This is a genomic window from Streptomyces sp. NPDC042100 (assembly GCF_055582325.1).
On the sequence record NZ_JBVJDK010000001.1, the window covers coordinates 862,254 to 876,153 of the forward strand.

The 13,900-nt window shown below is 70.1% G+C and carries 12 protein-coding genes and 1 pseudogene; 9 read left to right on the plus strand and 4 right to left on the minus strand.

All coding sequences use genetic code 11. The features are described from left to right. Window positions 1–126: 126 nt before the first annotated feature. Window positions 127–693, minus strand: a complete 567-nt coding sequence (locus ACZ6J5_RS04130; RefSeq protein ID WP_469387448.1) for a DUF6000 family protein — start codon at window positions 691–693, stop codon at window positions 127–129. Window positions 694–1,170: 477 nt separating this feature from the next. Next, window positions 1,171–1,557, minus strand: coding sequence for a CPCC family cysteine-rich protein (locus tag ACZ6J5_RS04135; protein ID WP_469387362.1), 387 nt, complete (start codon window positions 1,555–1,557; stop codon window positions 1,171–1,173). Window positions 1,558–2,068: 511 nt separating this feature from the next. On the opposite strand from ACZ6J5_RS04135, the gene ACZ6J5_RS04140 reads away from it, so the two are divergent. Then, window positions 2,069–2,686: a helix-turn-helix transcriptional regulator gene (locus ACZ6J5_RS04140; protein ID WP_469387364.1), complete on the plus strand. Its 618-nt coding sequence runs from the start codon at window positions 2,069–2,071 to the stop codon at window positions 2,684–2,686. 26 nt (window positions 2,687–2,712) lie between these two features. On the opposite strand, the gene ACZ6J5_RS04145 is transcribed toward ACZ6J5_RS04140, so the two are convergent. Next, window positions 2,713–3,651, minus strand: a complete 939-nt coding sequence (locus ACZ6J5_RS04145; protein WP_469387366.1) for a UbiA family prenyltransferase — start codon at window positions 3,649–3,651, stop codon at window positions 2,713–2,715. Between the two features lie 347 nt (window positions 3,652–3,998). Between ACZ6J5_RS04145 and ACZ6J5_RS04150 the strand changes: the two genes are divergently transcribed. The 8 genes and pseudogenes from ACZ6J5_RS04150 to ilvN all read left to right on the plus strand — a co-directional run. Further along, window positions 3,999–4,832, plus strand: a complete 834-nt coding sequence (locus tag ACZ6J5_RS04150; RefSeq protein WP_469387368.1) for a sugar phosphate isomerase/epimerase family protein — start codon at window positions 3,999–4,001, stop codon at window positions 4,830–4,832. Continuing rightward, the gene (locus tag ACZ6J5_RS04155; protein WP_469387370.1) at window positions 4,829–5,497 is read left to right on the plus strand and encodes a cupin domain-containing protein; all 669 of its coding nucleotides are present in this window, start codon (window positions 4,829–4,831) and stop codon (window positions 5,495–5,497) included. The genes ACZ6J5_RS04150 and ACZ6J5_RS04155 overlap by 4 nt, the downstream gene beginning before the upstream one ends. Before the next feature lie 3 nt (window positions 5,498–5,500). Continuing rightward, window positions 5,501–6,676 (plus strand): FAD-dependent monooxygenase, encoded by a 1,176-nt coding sequence (locus tag ACZ6J5_RS04160; RefSeq protein WP_469387372.1) that lies wholly within the window; start codon window positions 5,501–5,503, stop codon window positions 6,674–6,676. 112 nt (window positions 6,677–6,788) lie between these two features. After that, a complete protein-coding gene (locus ACZ6J5_RS04165; RefSeq protein WP_469387374.1) occupies window positions 6,789–8,582 on the plus strand; it encodes an FAD-dependent oxidoreductase in 1,794 nt (597 codons plus the stop codon). Continuing rightward, window positions 8,579–9,703, plus strand: a complete 1,125-nt coding sequence (locus tag ACZ6J5_RS04170; RefSeq protein WP_469387376.1) for a methyltransferase — start codon at window positions 8,579–8,581, stop codon at window positions 9,701–9,703. The genes ACZ6J5_RS04165 and ACZ6J5_RS04170 overlap by 4 nt, the downstream gene beginning before the upstream one ends. Window positions 9,704–9,735: 32 nt before the next feature. Next, window positions 9,736–10,950, plus strand: a complete 1,215-nt coding sequence (locus ACZ6J5_RS04175; RefSeq protein WP_469387378.1) for an MFS transporter — start codon at window positions 9,736–9,738, stop codon at window positions 10,948–10,950. A 331-nt stretch (window positions 10,951–11,281) separates the two neighbouring features. Further along, window positions 11,282–13,075: an acetolactate synthase large subunit gene (locus ACZ6J5_RS04180; RefSeq protein ID WP_469387380.1), complete on the plus strand. Its 1,794-nt coding sequence runs from the start codon at window positions 11,282–11,284 to the stop codon at window positions 13,073–13,075. Continuing rightward, a pseudogene (gene ilvN / locus ACZ6J5_RS04185) lies at window positions 13,072–13,302 on the plus strand (acetolactate synthase small subunit); the annotation flags it as partial. The gene ACZ6J5_RS04180 and the pseudogene ilvN, both read left to right, overlap by 4 nt. A gap of 311 nt (window positions 13,303–13,613) precedes the next feature. On the opposite strand, the gene ACZ6J5_RS04190 reads toward ilvN, so the two are convergent. After that, a partial coding sequence (locus ACZ6J5_RS04190) for a hypothetical protein (protein WP_469387382.1) occupies window positions 13,614–13,900 on the minus strand: 287 nt, incomplete at its 5' end.

The window sequence follows — 13,900 nt, forward strand, 5'->3', positions numbered from 1 at the left end:
CCGCGTGCTGCGCGGCAGTGAGCCGGATGTCGTACTGCAGCTCACCGCCTGCCTCTCCATGTGCCGCACTTGCGGCCAGCACATGGCGTATGTGGACTTCACGTAGCCGCAGTCAGGCGGCTGCGGCTACGGCCGGGTCCAGCCGTTGGCGAACTCGCACTGGAGGTCTGTCCAGCGGCGCTGTTCGGCGGGGACGTGGCTGGGGTAGCCGAGGTGTCCCACGCCCTTGACCCACTCGTCCCAGAGGCCATCGGGCTCCGTGAAACGGTCGGCGTGACGGGTGCCGAGGTGGGCGTCGAGGCGGAGGAGGGCGCCCAGGGCGGCGGGCTGGTCGTAGTGGAGGTCGGTGCGCGGGAGGTAGTGGTCGAGGTAGGTGGTGAGGATCTCGGCGTCGGCGTGGGTGCCGAAGCGGGCCAGTGCGAAGCAGTAGGCGCTGCCGGAGTAGCAGACCTCGCTGGCCAGGAGCAGGTCGCCGATGTGTGTTCGGAACCGTTCGCGACGGTCGACGCCGATCAGCCAGCCGGCGGTGAGACGCGAGCGCCATTCGTACCCGAGGAGGGCTTCCAGTTCCTCGTCGTTGATCGCGGCGGCGTCAGCGATGAGGTGCCGGGTAAAGCGTGTGGTGTGCCACCACCGGGGGCCCAGGAACCGCCCGCCGTTCAGTACGAGATAGCGCGGGAGGCCGCCGTACATCCTCGTCACGTAGCTCTCGACCACATGGCCGTAGCCGACTTTCTCGGGGTGCTGGGACGGCGTCGGTCACCTTTCCGGGTGCAGGTCGGTGCGGTCGATCCAAGTGGGGGCGACGAAGATGTTGCTGCCGGTGGGGGCTTCGGAGGCTTCCAGTAGGGACCACGTGCGGGACTCCTCGACCAGGTGCTCCCAGGGCGCGGTCCAGTCGAGTTCCCAGTCCAGGCCGGGGCCGGAGACGCCTTACGTGCCGCCGGCGTTCACCTGCCAGAACGGCGATCAGAGCGGGGCCGCAGCGTGGGTCCGCCACCTCTTCGGAGACCTCGATGGCGGTCAGCTGACCGAAGCCGCCGAGGGAAGGCAGGCCGCTGATGACGGCGGGTATGGCGTCGGCGCCGATCCAGATCAGCTCCGCGCGGGCGTCGTATGACTCGTCGGGCTTGCCATCGAGCTGCTGGACGAGTGTCTCGATGTGGGAAGTCATGACGCGGGGTGGTCCCGGCGCCAGAAAGTGGGGAGCCACCAGCAGAGCACCGAGCGGTCGGCGGGCCAAGGGGCGCGGTTTTTGGCCGCCCAGTCCTCGAAGGAGTCGCGTGTCGGGTCGATGGGGCGCCAGGCGGGGTCGAGCGGCTCGTCTTCGGCCGGCGGGCGGACGAACCGGCGGCCGTGCTCGTCGCAGGCACCGAAGTCCTGGTAGTTGCGCTGGGCCTCGATCAGGGAGACCTTGTTCGCGCCGCCGCCCATGGTCGGCCAGCGGAACTGGATCCCGTCGTCCTCCCAGAAGCACACAGGGCAGATCTCGTACGAGCCGGGCATCGCGTCCAGCACGCGGTGCCCGCAGCAAGGGCACGGGTAGGAGTCGCTCACCTGCGCAGTCTCGTTGCAGGTCCCGCCCGTGTGCCATGGATTTCTCTGCCTCGGGATCCCCGGCCAGTCCGCAGGACACCCGTAGACGGCTGCCGGGAGTCAACGTGTGCGAACCAGAAACCCCAGGTCGGAGCCCTGCTCGGAGCTCCGTCGCAGGTCCGGATCAGACCGCAGACATTCCGCGTCAACGTCTGATCCGTCCGGCCAAAGGCCGTCCGACCTGCGAAGGAGCAGGGCGGGCGGCCTTTCGGCGGGCGTGGGTTCGGCGCGCGGGGGTGACCGGGGCGGCGGGGCCTCGTGTGGGGGTGTTCGGTATCGTGTTCGGTCGGACGTCGTGACACTGAGCTACGAGCTATGACCTGGTCCTACCGCGTATCCGGCTCGTTAGAGAAGGCTGTAGCAGGGAGGGCCTGTGCGTTACCCGGCCGCGGCACGGTTTCTGCGTGACGCGATACCCGACGTCATCCATGCGTACCAGACGGCGCTGAGGGCGGTCCGCAGTCCCCTCGCCATGCGCAAGGAGGCGTGGCCCAAGTGCCGCGACCAGGCGCAGGCCATCGTGGAGGACTGCGTCGCGCGGCTGACCGGCGAGGGGCCGGTCGAGTCGGCCGAGGCCTGGCGGTACTCGCATCTGGTGGGCACCGACCGCGCCCACCAGGGCATCGCGGTCGCCGAGTCGGTGCGTGCGGTGGAGATCCTGTGGAACGCCATGCAGCCCACCGTCAACGCCGCCGTGCTGTACGAGGCGCCCGCGCGACGGGCCCCCGCGCTGCTGCTGATCAGCACCGCGTTCCGCTCCAGCGCCGGAAGCCGGCTCTACGCGGGCGCCGTCGGCTACGGCGGGGTCACCACCCGCGCCCTCGACACCCCGCAGCCGCACCCCGACGACGGCGGGGGCGCGGAGGGCGACGCCGAGGCGGTGCCGGTGCTCGCCGGGGTGGGCGAGGCGTTGTCGCCGCGGGAGCGGGAAGTGCTCGAAGGGGTGGCGCAGGCGATGACCAACAGTCAGATCGCCCGCCGGCTCGGCATCACCACGGCGACCGTGAAGCGGCATCTCAACAACATCTACGGCAAGTTGGGCGCCGTCTCCCGCATCGACGCCGTCAACAAGGCCTTCGGCCGCCACTGACCCGAGCGCCGCCGCGCGGGCGCCCGTCACGCGGGCCCGCTCAGCAGGACCACGAGCAGCACGGCGGCGTTGGCCGCCAACTGGGTCCGCATGAACACCCGGTACGCGCTGCGCCGGCTCTCCCGGTCGCCGCCGGCCCCCGCCGTACGGACGATCCGCGCCACCACGCAGACGGCACCGACCGCCACCGGGACCGCCCCGGCCAGCATCGGCGGAGCCCAGACCAGCGCCGCCCACACCCCGCCCGCCCCGACCAGGAGCGCGCCCGCCGCCCCGACCGCGCGGGCCCGGGCGGCGCCGTGGCGCACGGCCACGGTGCGGCGCCCGCCCACGGCGTCCCCTTCGACGTCGCCGAGGTCCTTGACGACCGCGCCCACCAGGGCCATCCACGCGCTCATCGTCGTCGCGAAGACCACTCCGGAAACGCCCAGTCCGCCGCCCGCCGCGACGGCGCCCGCCGCGAACGAGGTCCAGCCGAGCCCGAACACCACCACGGCGCAGCTGGTGCTCCAGCGCTTCGCGGGAAACGGCGGAGCCGAGTACAGCCAGCCGAACAGCAGGAACAGCGCCACCCACACCGTCAGCCCGGGGACCCACCAGGACAGCGCGAGCGAGCCCGCCGCGGCGACCCCGGTGAGCGTCGCGGCGGTCCGCTCCGGCAGATCACCCCGGGCGATCGGACGGGTCGACCCGTTGGCGCGGTCCTCCTTGACGTCCAGCACGCCGTTGACGAGGTACGCCGCCACCACCGCCAGCCACCAGGCGAGGAGCCCCTCCACCACCCTCGGTCCGCTCGCCCGGTCGCCGGAGGAGAGCGCGGCGCCCACCGCGAACCGCAGGAGGAACACGGTCTGCACGACGGGCCGCGCCTCGACCAGGCCCAGCCGCGCGTGGCCGAGCCCGCGGCTCAGCGGAGCGCGGGGCCGCGACACGGGGGCGAGGACTCTTCCGGAGCTCAGCGTCACGGCGTTCAGGCTACGAGGACGGGGCCTCCCGGGAGGGCGAATGCATCCAAGGGTGTACGCGGACCCCCGCCCGCGCCCTTGGACCCGGGGGCCGGTGCATCCTTGGGTGCAGTTCCGCCTGCCCGCCGTTCCTGGTTGAGATCGTATGCACCGACCACGGAAGCACGAGGGAGTCATAGGCCGCCGGCATCAAAAATGCTCGGCGCATGACTCCCGAATCTGCGAAAGACCGCCTGAACCGCTCGCCGGAACACCGCCGGTTCAGGCCGGGCTTGCACTGCTCGATTCAGCAGCGGGGATGCGTTCACTCCTGTGACGTGCCGTACCGCCATCGGGAGGTAAGCGAAGTGGACTACCACATGGGCACGGTCACCTTGGGTGGCGCTCTGCCGGACAAATTGGAGGCGATCGCCGAAGCCGGATTCGCCGGCATCGAAATGATGGAATGGGACCTGGCCGACTCCTCGGCATCCGCCGCCGGGGCCATGGCGCGGGACCTCGGACTGGACGTCATCAATTACCAGCCGCTCAGGGACTTCGAGGGCGGCCCCAGAGACCGCCTGATACCCAGACTCGACCGGGCGGAGCGGATCTTCGACCGCATGGACCAGCTGGGGACGAGCACCCTCATCCTGTGCAGCAACGTCACCGACGCGTGCGACCTCGACGACGGCACGGTCGCCGACGACCTGGCACGGCTGGGGGAGCGAGCCGCCGCCCGCGGCTTCTCCATCGGCTACGAAGCGCTGTCCTGGGGCCTGCGGGTCAACACGTTCCGCCAGGCGTGGCGCATGATCGAGCGCTCCGGCGCCGAGAACATCGGGCTCGTCCTGGACAGCTTCCACACGCTCGCGCTGAACGACCCCTTCGAGGACCTGGCCGACGTGCCCGCCGACCGCATCACGCTCATCCAGGTGTCGGACGCGCCCCGGAAGGACCTCGACATGAAGTCCTGGAGCCGGCACCACCGCTGCCTGCCGGGAGAGGGCGACTTCGACGTGGCCGCGTTCCTGGCCCCCGTACTCGCCAACGGATACGCGGGCCCGATCTCGCTCGAGATATTCAACGACCACTACAAGGAGCAGCCTCCCGCGCCCCTGGCACGCAAGGGGATGACCGCCCTGCGTGACGTGGTGGCGGCGGCCACGGGGGCGGCAGTCGGAAAGAAGGCGCTGCGATGAGCACGGAATACGAGATATTCGACTTCCCGGACGTCGAACGCGGTCCGGAGCAGCCGTTGGTGCTCGGCCCGGCGGGCGAGGTCTTCGACTTCGTACAGACCGGGGAGAGCAACGGCGGCAAATTCCTCTTCTCCAAGCTGACCGTGCCGCCGCACGTCGGCCCGCCGCCGCACATTCATCACCGTACCGATGAGTGGTTCTACGCGCCGAACGGCGGATTCAGCATCTTCATGGGGCCGAACGAATTCCCCGACCTGGACGTCACCCCGGGCGACGGCGCCGAGAAGGAGACCGTCGTCATGCTCCCGATGCGCGCCAAGGAACTGCTCTACGTCCCCCACAACTACACCCACGGCTTCGTCAACACGACCAGCACCACTCAGGAGATGTGGCTGGTCTGGTCGCCCGATACGCCGGAGAGCTCGATCCTCCCGTACTTCATGAACGCCGGGAAGGTCGTGACCAGCAGGCACGACATCACCGAGCCCGACTTCCTGTCCCGCATCCGCCTCGTCTCCATGGCCCGCGACTACGGCATCAACCAGAGCGCGGACTTCTGGGACTTCGTCAAGGACGTCGTCGAGGACCGGCCGGACTGGCTGCCGGGCGACAACCGCAAGACGCTGCTGAACCTCATCCACGACGAGGTCGAGGCGCAGGCGTAGCCCATGGCCATCGACGAACAGAACGCCCTCGCGATCGTCGGCGGTGGGCTGGGCGGAGCCGCGACGGCCCTGCTGCTCCAGCGGGCGGGCGCTTCCGTGACGGTCTACGAGCAGGCGGACGCCTTCGAGCCCGCCGGCGCCGGAATCCACCTGACGCCCAACGTCATGCGCGTCCTGGCACACGCGGGGATCGGCGACGCCCTCGTCCGGTCCGGGTGCGTGCCCGAATCCTTCACCAGCAGGGACCTGGTGTCGCACGCCCTCCGGTACGCGCTGCCGCTGGGCGACCGGGCGGCGGAGCGGTACGGAGCCCCGTACCTCACCGTCGGCCGGGGTGTCCTCCACGCGGCACTCGTCGACGCCCTGCGGCCGGGCACCGTGCGCTACGGCAAGCGGCTGGTGCAGGTGGAGGAGGTGGAGCAGACGGGCGGCCGGGGCGCGGGCGTGCGGCTGCGGTTCGCCGACGGCACCGCCGCCGAAGCCTCCTGCCTCATCGGCGCCGACGGCCTGGGCTCCCGGGTCCGCGAGGTGCTGCACGGTGCCGAACGCCCCGCCTTCTCCGGCCAGGTCGCGTACCGCGCGATCGTGCCGGCGGGCTCCGGCATCCCCGTCGACCGGCGGTGCGTCACCAAGTGGTGGGCCGAGGACAGCTTCGTCATCGGCTACCCGATCGACCCCCGGAGCGGCGACTACTACTTCGTCGCCGGCACGACGGCCGAGGCGTGGACGTATCCGCGGTCCTGGGTCGAAGGCGACCGGGACGAGATGCTGGACGCCTTCGCCGGCTCCTGCGACGAGGTGCTCGGCCTGCTCCACGCGTCCCGGTCCCTGAGTAAGTGGCCGCTCTTCGAACGCCCGCCGCTCCAGCAGTGGGGCCGGGGACGCGTCGCGCTCCTGGGCGACGCCTGCCACCCCATGAGGCCGCACATGGCGCAGGGCGCGGCCATGGCCATCGAGGACGGCGTGCTGCTGCTGCGCTGCCTGGAGGCCGAGGACGAACCCGAGGCGGCGTTCTGGCGCTACGCGGAGAGCCGCAGGCGACGCACCGGCCGGGTGCAGGCCGTGTCCGCCGAGAACTCGTGGCTCAGGGACGCCGAGGACCCGGCCTGGGTCTTCGACTACGACGCGATGCGCGTCGCGCTGCACCCGTCCGCCCGCGTCCGCACCGATACGCGGTGACGCGCGGTGATCCACAGCGACGAGCGTTCATCCGCACCGAAGCCCATCGATCCGCGCCGATCCGCACCGCACCGAACCTCATCGATCCGCACCGATTCAGGAGACAAACCACGTGTACGACACTGACGTCCTGATCGTCGGGAGTGGCCCGGCAGGGGCATCCGCGGGGCTGATGCTGAGCACCTACGGCATCGACAACCTCGTGATCACCAAGCACCGCTGGCTCGCCGACACGCCTCGCGCGCACTACAAGAACCAGCGCACCATGGAGGTCTTCCGGGACCTGGACGTGGCGGACGAGATCCTGGCCAAGGCCTCGCCCAAGGAGGTCATGGGCAACGTCGTCTTCTGCACCAGCCTGGTGGGCGAGGAGCTGGGCCGGCTGCCCTACGGCGCCAACAGGGCCCGGCGGCAGAGCGACTACGCGCTGGCCAGCCCCGCCGAACACTGCGACCTGCCGCAGACCCTCCTCGAACCCATCCTGCTGTCCAACGCGGCGGCGCGCGGCAGCCACGTCAGGTTCGACACCCAGCTCCTGGGGCTCGACCAGGACGAGCACGGCGTCACCGCACACGTGCTGGACCGGCTGAAGCACGAGCGGTACGAGCTCCGCGCCAAGTACCTCATCGGGGCGGACGGCGGCAACAGCCTCGTGGCCGAACAGATCGGCCTCCCCATGGAAGGCCACATGGGACTCGCCGGCAGCATCAGCATCATCCTGCACGCGGACCTCTCCCACCTCGTGGCCCACCGCCCCGGCTACCTCTGGTGGATCATGCAGCCCGGCGCCGGCGTCGGAGGCATCGGCATGGGCCTCCTGCGCATGGTCAGGCCGTGGAACGAGTGGCAGATCGTGTGGGGCTACGACAAGAGCGCGGGCGAGCCCGAGGTCTCGGAGTCCGACGCGATCGGCATCGCCCGTCAGCTGATCGGCGACGACTCGGTGGACATCACCATCCGCTCGGTCTCGACCTGGACGGTCAACCAGCAGTACGCCACCAGGTACGCGCGCGGCCGGGTGTTCTGCATGGGCGACGCCGTGCACCGCCATCCGCCGTCGAACGGCCTGGGCTCGAACACCTCGATCCAGGACGCCTACAACCTGGCGTGGAAGCTGGCGATGGTCCTGAAGGGACAGGCCTCGGACCGGCTGCTGGACACCTACGACCAGGAACGCGCGCCGATCGGCAGGCAGATCGTCGAGCGGGCGAACAAGAGCATCGAGGAGTTCGGCGGCATCTTCTCCGCGCTCGGCCTGGACGCGCACCTCGACGCGGAGCAGATGCGCCGCAACATGGCCGGCCTGAAGGACGCCACCCCCGCGGGCGCCGAGAAGCGCAGGCTGCTGCGCGAGGCCATCGAGCTCAAGTCGTACGAGTTCGCCACGCAGGGCGTCGAGCTCAACCAGCGCTACGCCTCCGACGCGGTCGTCCCGGACGACACCCCGCAGCCCGCCTGGCGGCGCGACCCCGAGCTGTACTACCAGGTGTCCAGCCGGCCCGGCGCGCGCCTGCCGCACGTGTGGCTCGACCGGCGGGGCACGCAGGTCTCCACCCTGGACCTCGTCGGCAAGGGCAGGTTCACGCTGCTGACGGGGCTGAACGGGCGCGTGTGGGCCGCCGCCGCCGCGCTGCTCTCGAAGGAGCTGGACATCGAGCTCGACGCGCACGTCATAGGCCCCGGCCATGACGTGCAGGACCTCTACGGCGACTGGGCGGAGGTGTCGGAGATACCGGAGGACGGCTGTCTGCTGGTGCGGCCGGACGCCTTCATCGCCTGGCGCAAGCCGGACTCCGTCGCGGCCGTCGACTCCCTGCGCGCGGTGCTGCGCGGAATCCTCGGCGACGTGGTGGTCCGTTCCGACCTGGCGATGAACAAGGAGAAGAAGGAGAAGAAGGCCGCATGACCATCCAGACCCCCCTTCCCGCCGGTCCGGCCGGATCCGGCGGTTCCACCGCTCCCACCACCGCTCCCGCCGGTCCGGCCGGATCCGCCGGTCCCGAGGGCGCCCCGGCCGGGGCCGCGGGCGCCGTCGGCATCCGCAGGATGCAGGAACTGATTCGCGGCATGGCGGTCACCCAGATGATCGCCGCGGCCTGCGAGGCCGGCCTGCCCGACGCGCTGGACGAGGACGGAGCGACGCTGCCGTCCCTCGCGGACCGGCTGAAGGTCCACGAGGCCGTCCTGACCCGGCTGGCCCGGGCGCTGTCCGCCTTCGGTGTCTTCGAGGTCGACGCGGACGGCGGCATACGCCACAACGAGGCCTCGCGCCTCCTGCGGACCGGCACGGCGGGCCCCTCGCTCCACTGGACGGCGCGGTTCTGGGCGATGCCGGGCATCTGGCGGTCCTGGGGCGCCCTGGGGCGGTCCGTCGCCACCGGCGAGGAGGCGTTCGAGCCGGTCAACGGCCAGGACTTCTTCGCGTACATGAAGGGGAGCCCCGAGGAGGAGGCGCTCTACCAGCGCTACATGGCCAGCGGCTACCCGGGCCGCCACGCGGCGATCGCCGAGGTGCTGAGCGTGGCCCCGGGGGAGCGGGTGATCGACGTCGGCGGCGGGAACGGCAGCCTGGCGCGGGCGCTCCTGGAACGGAACCCGGACGCGCGGGCCATGGTGTACGACCAGGACAGCGTGATCTCGGCCGGCACCTGGGCCTCCGTCGACGGCCGGCTGAGCACCCGCGCGGGCAGCTTCTTCGACGCGGTGCCCACGGGCGGAGACCTGTACGTCCTGTCGTGGATCCTCCACGACTGGCCGGACGAGAAGGCGGCGCCCATCCTCCGCAACTGCCGCGAGGCGATGGAGCCCGGCGCGCGCATCGTCCTCGTGGACCGCGTACTGGCCCCGTCCCCGAAGGACTGCGATCCGCTCGATCTGGTCCTGGATCTGCAGATGCTCGTCCTGCACGGAGGGCGCGAGCGCACACTCGACGACTTCCGGCGGCTGCTGCGGGCGGCGGGCTTCTCGGATCCCCAGGTGATATCCGCCCGGCCGGAATTCTCCGTCATCCAAGCACACGCCGTTTAGGCGCCGATCCCTCTTCCGTTTCTGAGAGAGCCATGACCACTGAGAGCACGACACATCCGACGGCGCGGCTGCACATGTCACGCGGACTGACCTTCCTGATGGCGGTGGCCTGCGGCGCGGTCGCGGCCAACATCTATTACGCACAGCCGCTGGTGGCCCTGATCGGCCCCGACGTGGGCCTGACGGAGAACGCCGCCAGCCTCGTGGTGACCCTGACCCAGATCGGCTACGGCGTCGGCCTCGTCGTACTCGTCCCGCTGGGCGACATCTTCGAGAACCGCCGTCTGATCATGGTCACGCTCACGGCGTGCACCGCCGCCCTGCTGAGCGCGTCCGTGGCGTCGAACGCCGCCTTCTTCCTCGCCACCTCGCTGATCATCGGACTGAGCTCGGTCGTGGTGCAGATGCTGGTGCCCTTCGCGGCCCACCTCGCTCCCGAGGAGAGCCGGGGGCAGGTCGTCGGCAACGTCATGAGCGGCCTGCTGATGGGCATCCTGCTCGCGCGTCCCGTGGCCGGCCTGACCACGGACCTGCTGGGCTGGCGCGCGATCTTCGCCCTCTCCGCCGGCCTGATGCTGGTGCTCGCGGTGACCCTGCGCGCGGTCCTCCCGGAGCGGAAGCCGAGCACCTCCGTCCCCTACCCGAAGCTGCTCGGCTCGATGGGGCAGCTCCTGGCCCGCACGCCGGTCCTGCGCCGGCGGGCCTTCTACCACGCCATGCTGTTCGGGGCGTTCAGCCTGTTCTGGACCGCGGTCCCGCTGATCCTGGCGAGCCCGGCGGTCGGCCTGAGCCAGGGCGGGATCGCCCTGTTCTCCCTGGCGGCGGTGCTGGGCGCCTTCGTGGCCCCGGTCGCCGGCCGGATCGCCGACCGGGGCCTGACGAAGCCCGCGACGGGCGTCGCGATCCTCGCCGTCGTGGCCTGCTTCCTGCTGGTGTTCGCCAGCGGCGGCCACGCCGTGGCGGCCCTGTTCGCGGCGGCGCTCCTGCTCGACGTCGGCATCTCCTGCAACCTGGTGCTCGGGCAGCGCGCGATCTTCGCCCTCGGGGCGGAGATCCGCAGCCGGCTCAACGGCCTGTACATGGCGATCTTCTTCATCGGCGGCGCGGTCGGCTCCGCCGTGGCCAGTTCGGTCTACGCGACGTACGGGTGGTCGGGCATCGCCTGGTGCGGCATCGCCTTCCCGGTGGTGGCGGGGCTCTTCTACCTGACGGAGCTGGTCCCCGGACGCGCCGCGTCGGCCGGATGATCCGGAGCCTTCCTCGCCTCGGTCACCATGGGCCGGTGAAATTCGGCCAATGGTGACCCGGATTCCCGGGAACGGGCAAAGCGGCCCGCCGGGAAGCTAAGCTTGTCCTGCATTTCCGTGTGTATCACGTGAAGTCGCTTGAGCCGTCACGAACGGATTCGCCCTGCTCCGACGAGAATGCCGCCCCTCGGAGCCGCCGAGCGCGTAGTCGCCACCCGACACCGCTCCTAGCGCGCCCTCTTGTAGTTCTCATTCCCGGACCTACCGTCCGTGCACTGCTGAATTCCGCGCGCTGTCCTTCGAATCAGTTTTGCGAACGGGTGTCCTCCCCTTGCCCCACTCGGGCCGGCCGGAGCACCCAGAATTCGAACCAAGCCAACAGGAAAACGAGCAGATGACCGAACAGATGACAGGTGCTCAAGCTCTGGTCAAGGCTTTGGAGCACGCCGGGGTGGACACGGTCTTCGGATATCCGGGCGGCCACATCCTGCCCGCCTACGATCCGCTGTACGACTCGACCGCCATCCGCCATGTCCTGGTCCGGCACGAGCAGGGCGCCGGACACGCCGCGGAGGGGTACGCCCAGGCGACCGGCAAGGTCGGCGTCTGCATGGCCACCTCCGGCCCCGGCGCGACCAACCTGGTCACCCCGATCGCCGACGCGTACATGGACTCCGTCCCGATGGTCGCCATCACCGGGCAGGTGCCGAGCGGCCTGATCGGCAAGGACGCCTTCCAGGAAGCCGACATCTGCGGCATCACCCTGCCCATCACCAAGCACAACTTCCTGGTGACCGAAGCCGGCGACATCGCGCGCACCATCGCGGAGGCCTTCCACATCGCCTCCACCGGCCGTCCCGGCCCGGTGCTGGTCGACATCACCAAGGACGCGCTCCAGGCCCCCACCACGTTCCGCTGGGAACCGGCCGCCCAGCTGCCCGGCTACCGCCCGGTCACCCGGCCGCACGCCAAGCAGATCCAGGAAGCGGCCCGGCTGATCGCCGAGGCGGCCTGCCCCGTGCTGTACGTCGGCGGCGGCGTCCACAAGGCCCGCGCCTCCGCCGAACTGCTGCGCCTGGCGGAGCTGACCGGCATCCCGGTCGTCACCACCCTCATGGCCCGGGGCACCTTCCCGGACAGTCACCCGCTCCACATGGGGATGCCCGGGATGCACGGCAGCGTCTCGGCCGTGGGCGCGCTCCAGAAGGCGGACCTGCTCATCGCGCTCGGCGTGCGCTTCGACGACCGGGTCACCGGGGAGCTGTCGTCGTTCGCGCCGCGGGCCAAGGTGATCCACGCGGACATCGACCCGGCGGAGATCTCCAAGAACCGGGTGGCGGACGTCCCGATCGTGGGCGACTGCAAGGAGGTCATCGGCGGCCTCGTCGAGGCGATCGACCACCCCGGGGACTACGCGGAGTGGCGCGCGCAGCTCGACCGGCTGAAGGAGACCTACCCGCTGGGGTACGAGGACTTCGGGGACGGCTCGCTGGCTCCGCAGTACGTCCTGGAGCGGCTCAGCTCCCTCGCCGGTCCGGACGCCCTCTACGTGGCCGGCGTCGGCCAGCACCAGATGTGGGCGTCGCACTTCATCGGCTTCGAGAACCCCGGCTCCTTCATCACCTCCGGCGGCGCGGGCACGATGGGCTACGCCGTGCCCGCCGCGATGGGCGTGAAGATGGGACGGCCGGACACGGTGGTCTGGGCGATCGACGGAGACGGCTGTTTCCAGATGACCAACCAGGAGCTGGCCACCTGCACGATCGAGGGGGTGCCGATCAAGGTCGCCGTGATCAACAACGGCAAGCTCGGCATGATCCGCCAGTGGCAGTCCCTCTTCTACGGCCGGCGGTACTCGAACTCCGACCTGGGCACGGCCCAGCGGGTTCCCGACTTCGTGAAGCTGGCGGAGGCCTACGGCTGCGTCAGCCTGCGCTGCGAACGGCCCGAGGACGTGGACGCCACGATCGCCAAGGCCATGGAGATCAACGACGTCCCGGTGGTCATCGACTTCGTGGTCCACGAGGACGCCATGGTCTGGCCCATGGTCCCCGCGGGCACCAGCAACGACGACATCAAGATCGCCCGGGACATGACCCCGCGGTGGGACGGAGACGACGCATGAGCACGCACACCCTGTCGGTCCTCGTCGAGGACAAGCCCAGCGCGCTCACCCGGGTCACCGCCCTCTTCAGCCGCCGGGGCTTCAACATCGACTCCCTCGCCGTCGTCCCGGTCGAAGGAGGCGGCTTCTCCCAGATCACCCTGGTGGTCGACGCGGAGCACACCCCGCTGGAGCAGGTGACCAGGCAGCTGGACAAGCTCATCAACGTGCTCAGCGTCGAGGAGATCGCCCTCGACACCCCGGCCCCCCGGTAGGGAGGGGCGGCGGAGCGAGCCGGAAGCGGCCGGGCCCCTCGGGCCCGGCCGCTTCCCGTGGGTGTGGCGGCGCGGACCGAAGTTGACACGGCCTCCCCGGATGCGTAATGTCCTCCGAGCTGTCCGACGTGAGCACCGATTCCGATCGGCCCCGGACAGCCATTCCGCAAGATCCACTGAAGCCGACGGTTCTTTGTCGTTCCGTCTCGTCTTCTCGTGCGTTTTTTCGGAATGTGGATGCGAGTCGCCCGATTAGGTTCGGGGGCGAGGAATCCGCTACAGTCTCACTCGTCGGAACGGCCCAACAGCCGGAAAGACAAACCCCGCTGACTGGGAGTCAGGCCCGAAAGGATCTGATAGAGTCGGAACCGCCGGAAGGGCCCGGAGCGAAAGCGAAAGGGACCGGAAAGCACCGAGGAAATCGGGTCGGAAAGATCTGATAGAGTCGGAAACGCAAGAACGAAGGAAGCGCCCGGAGGAAAGCCCGAGAGGGTAAGTACAAAGGAAGCGTCCGCACCTTGAGAACTCAACAGCGTGCCAAAAATCAACGCCAGATTAGTTGATACCCCGT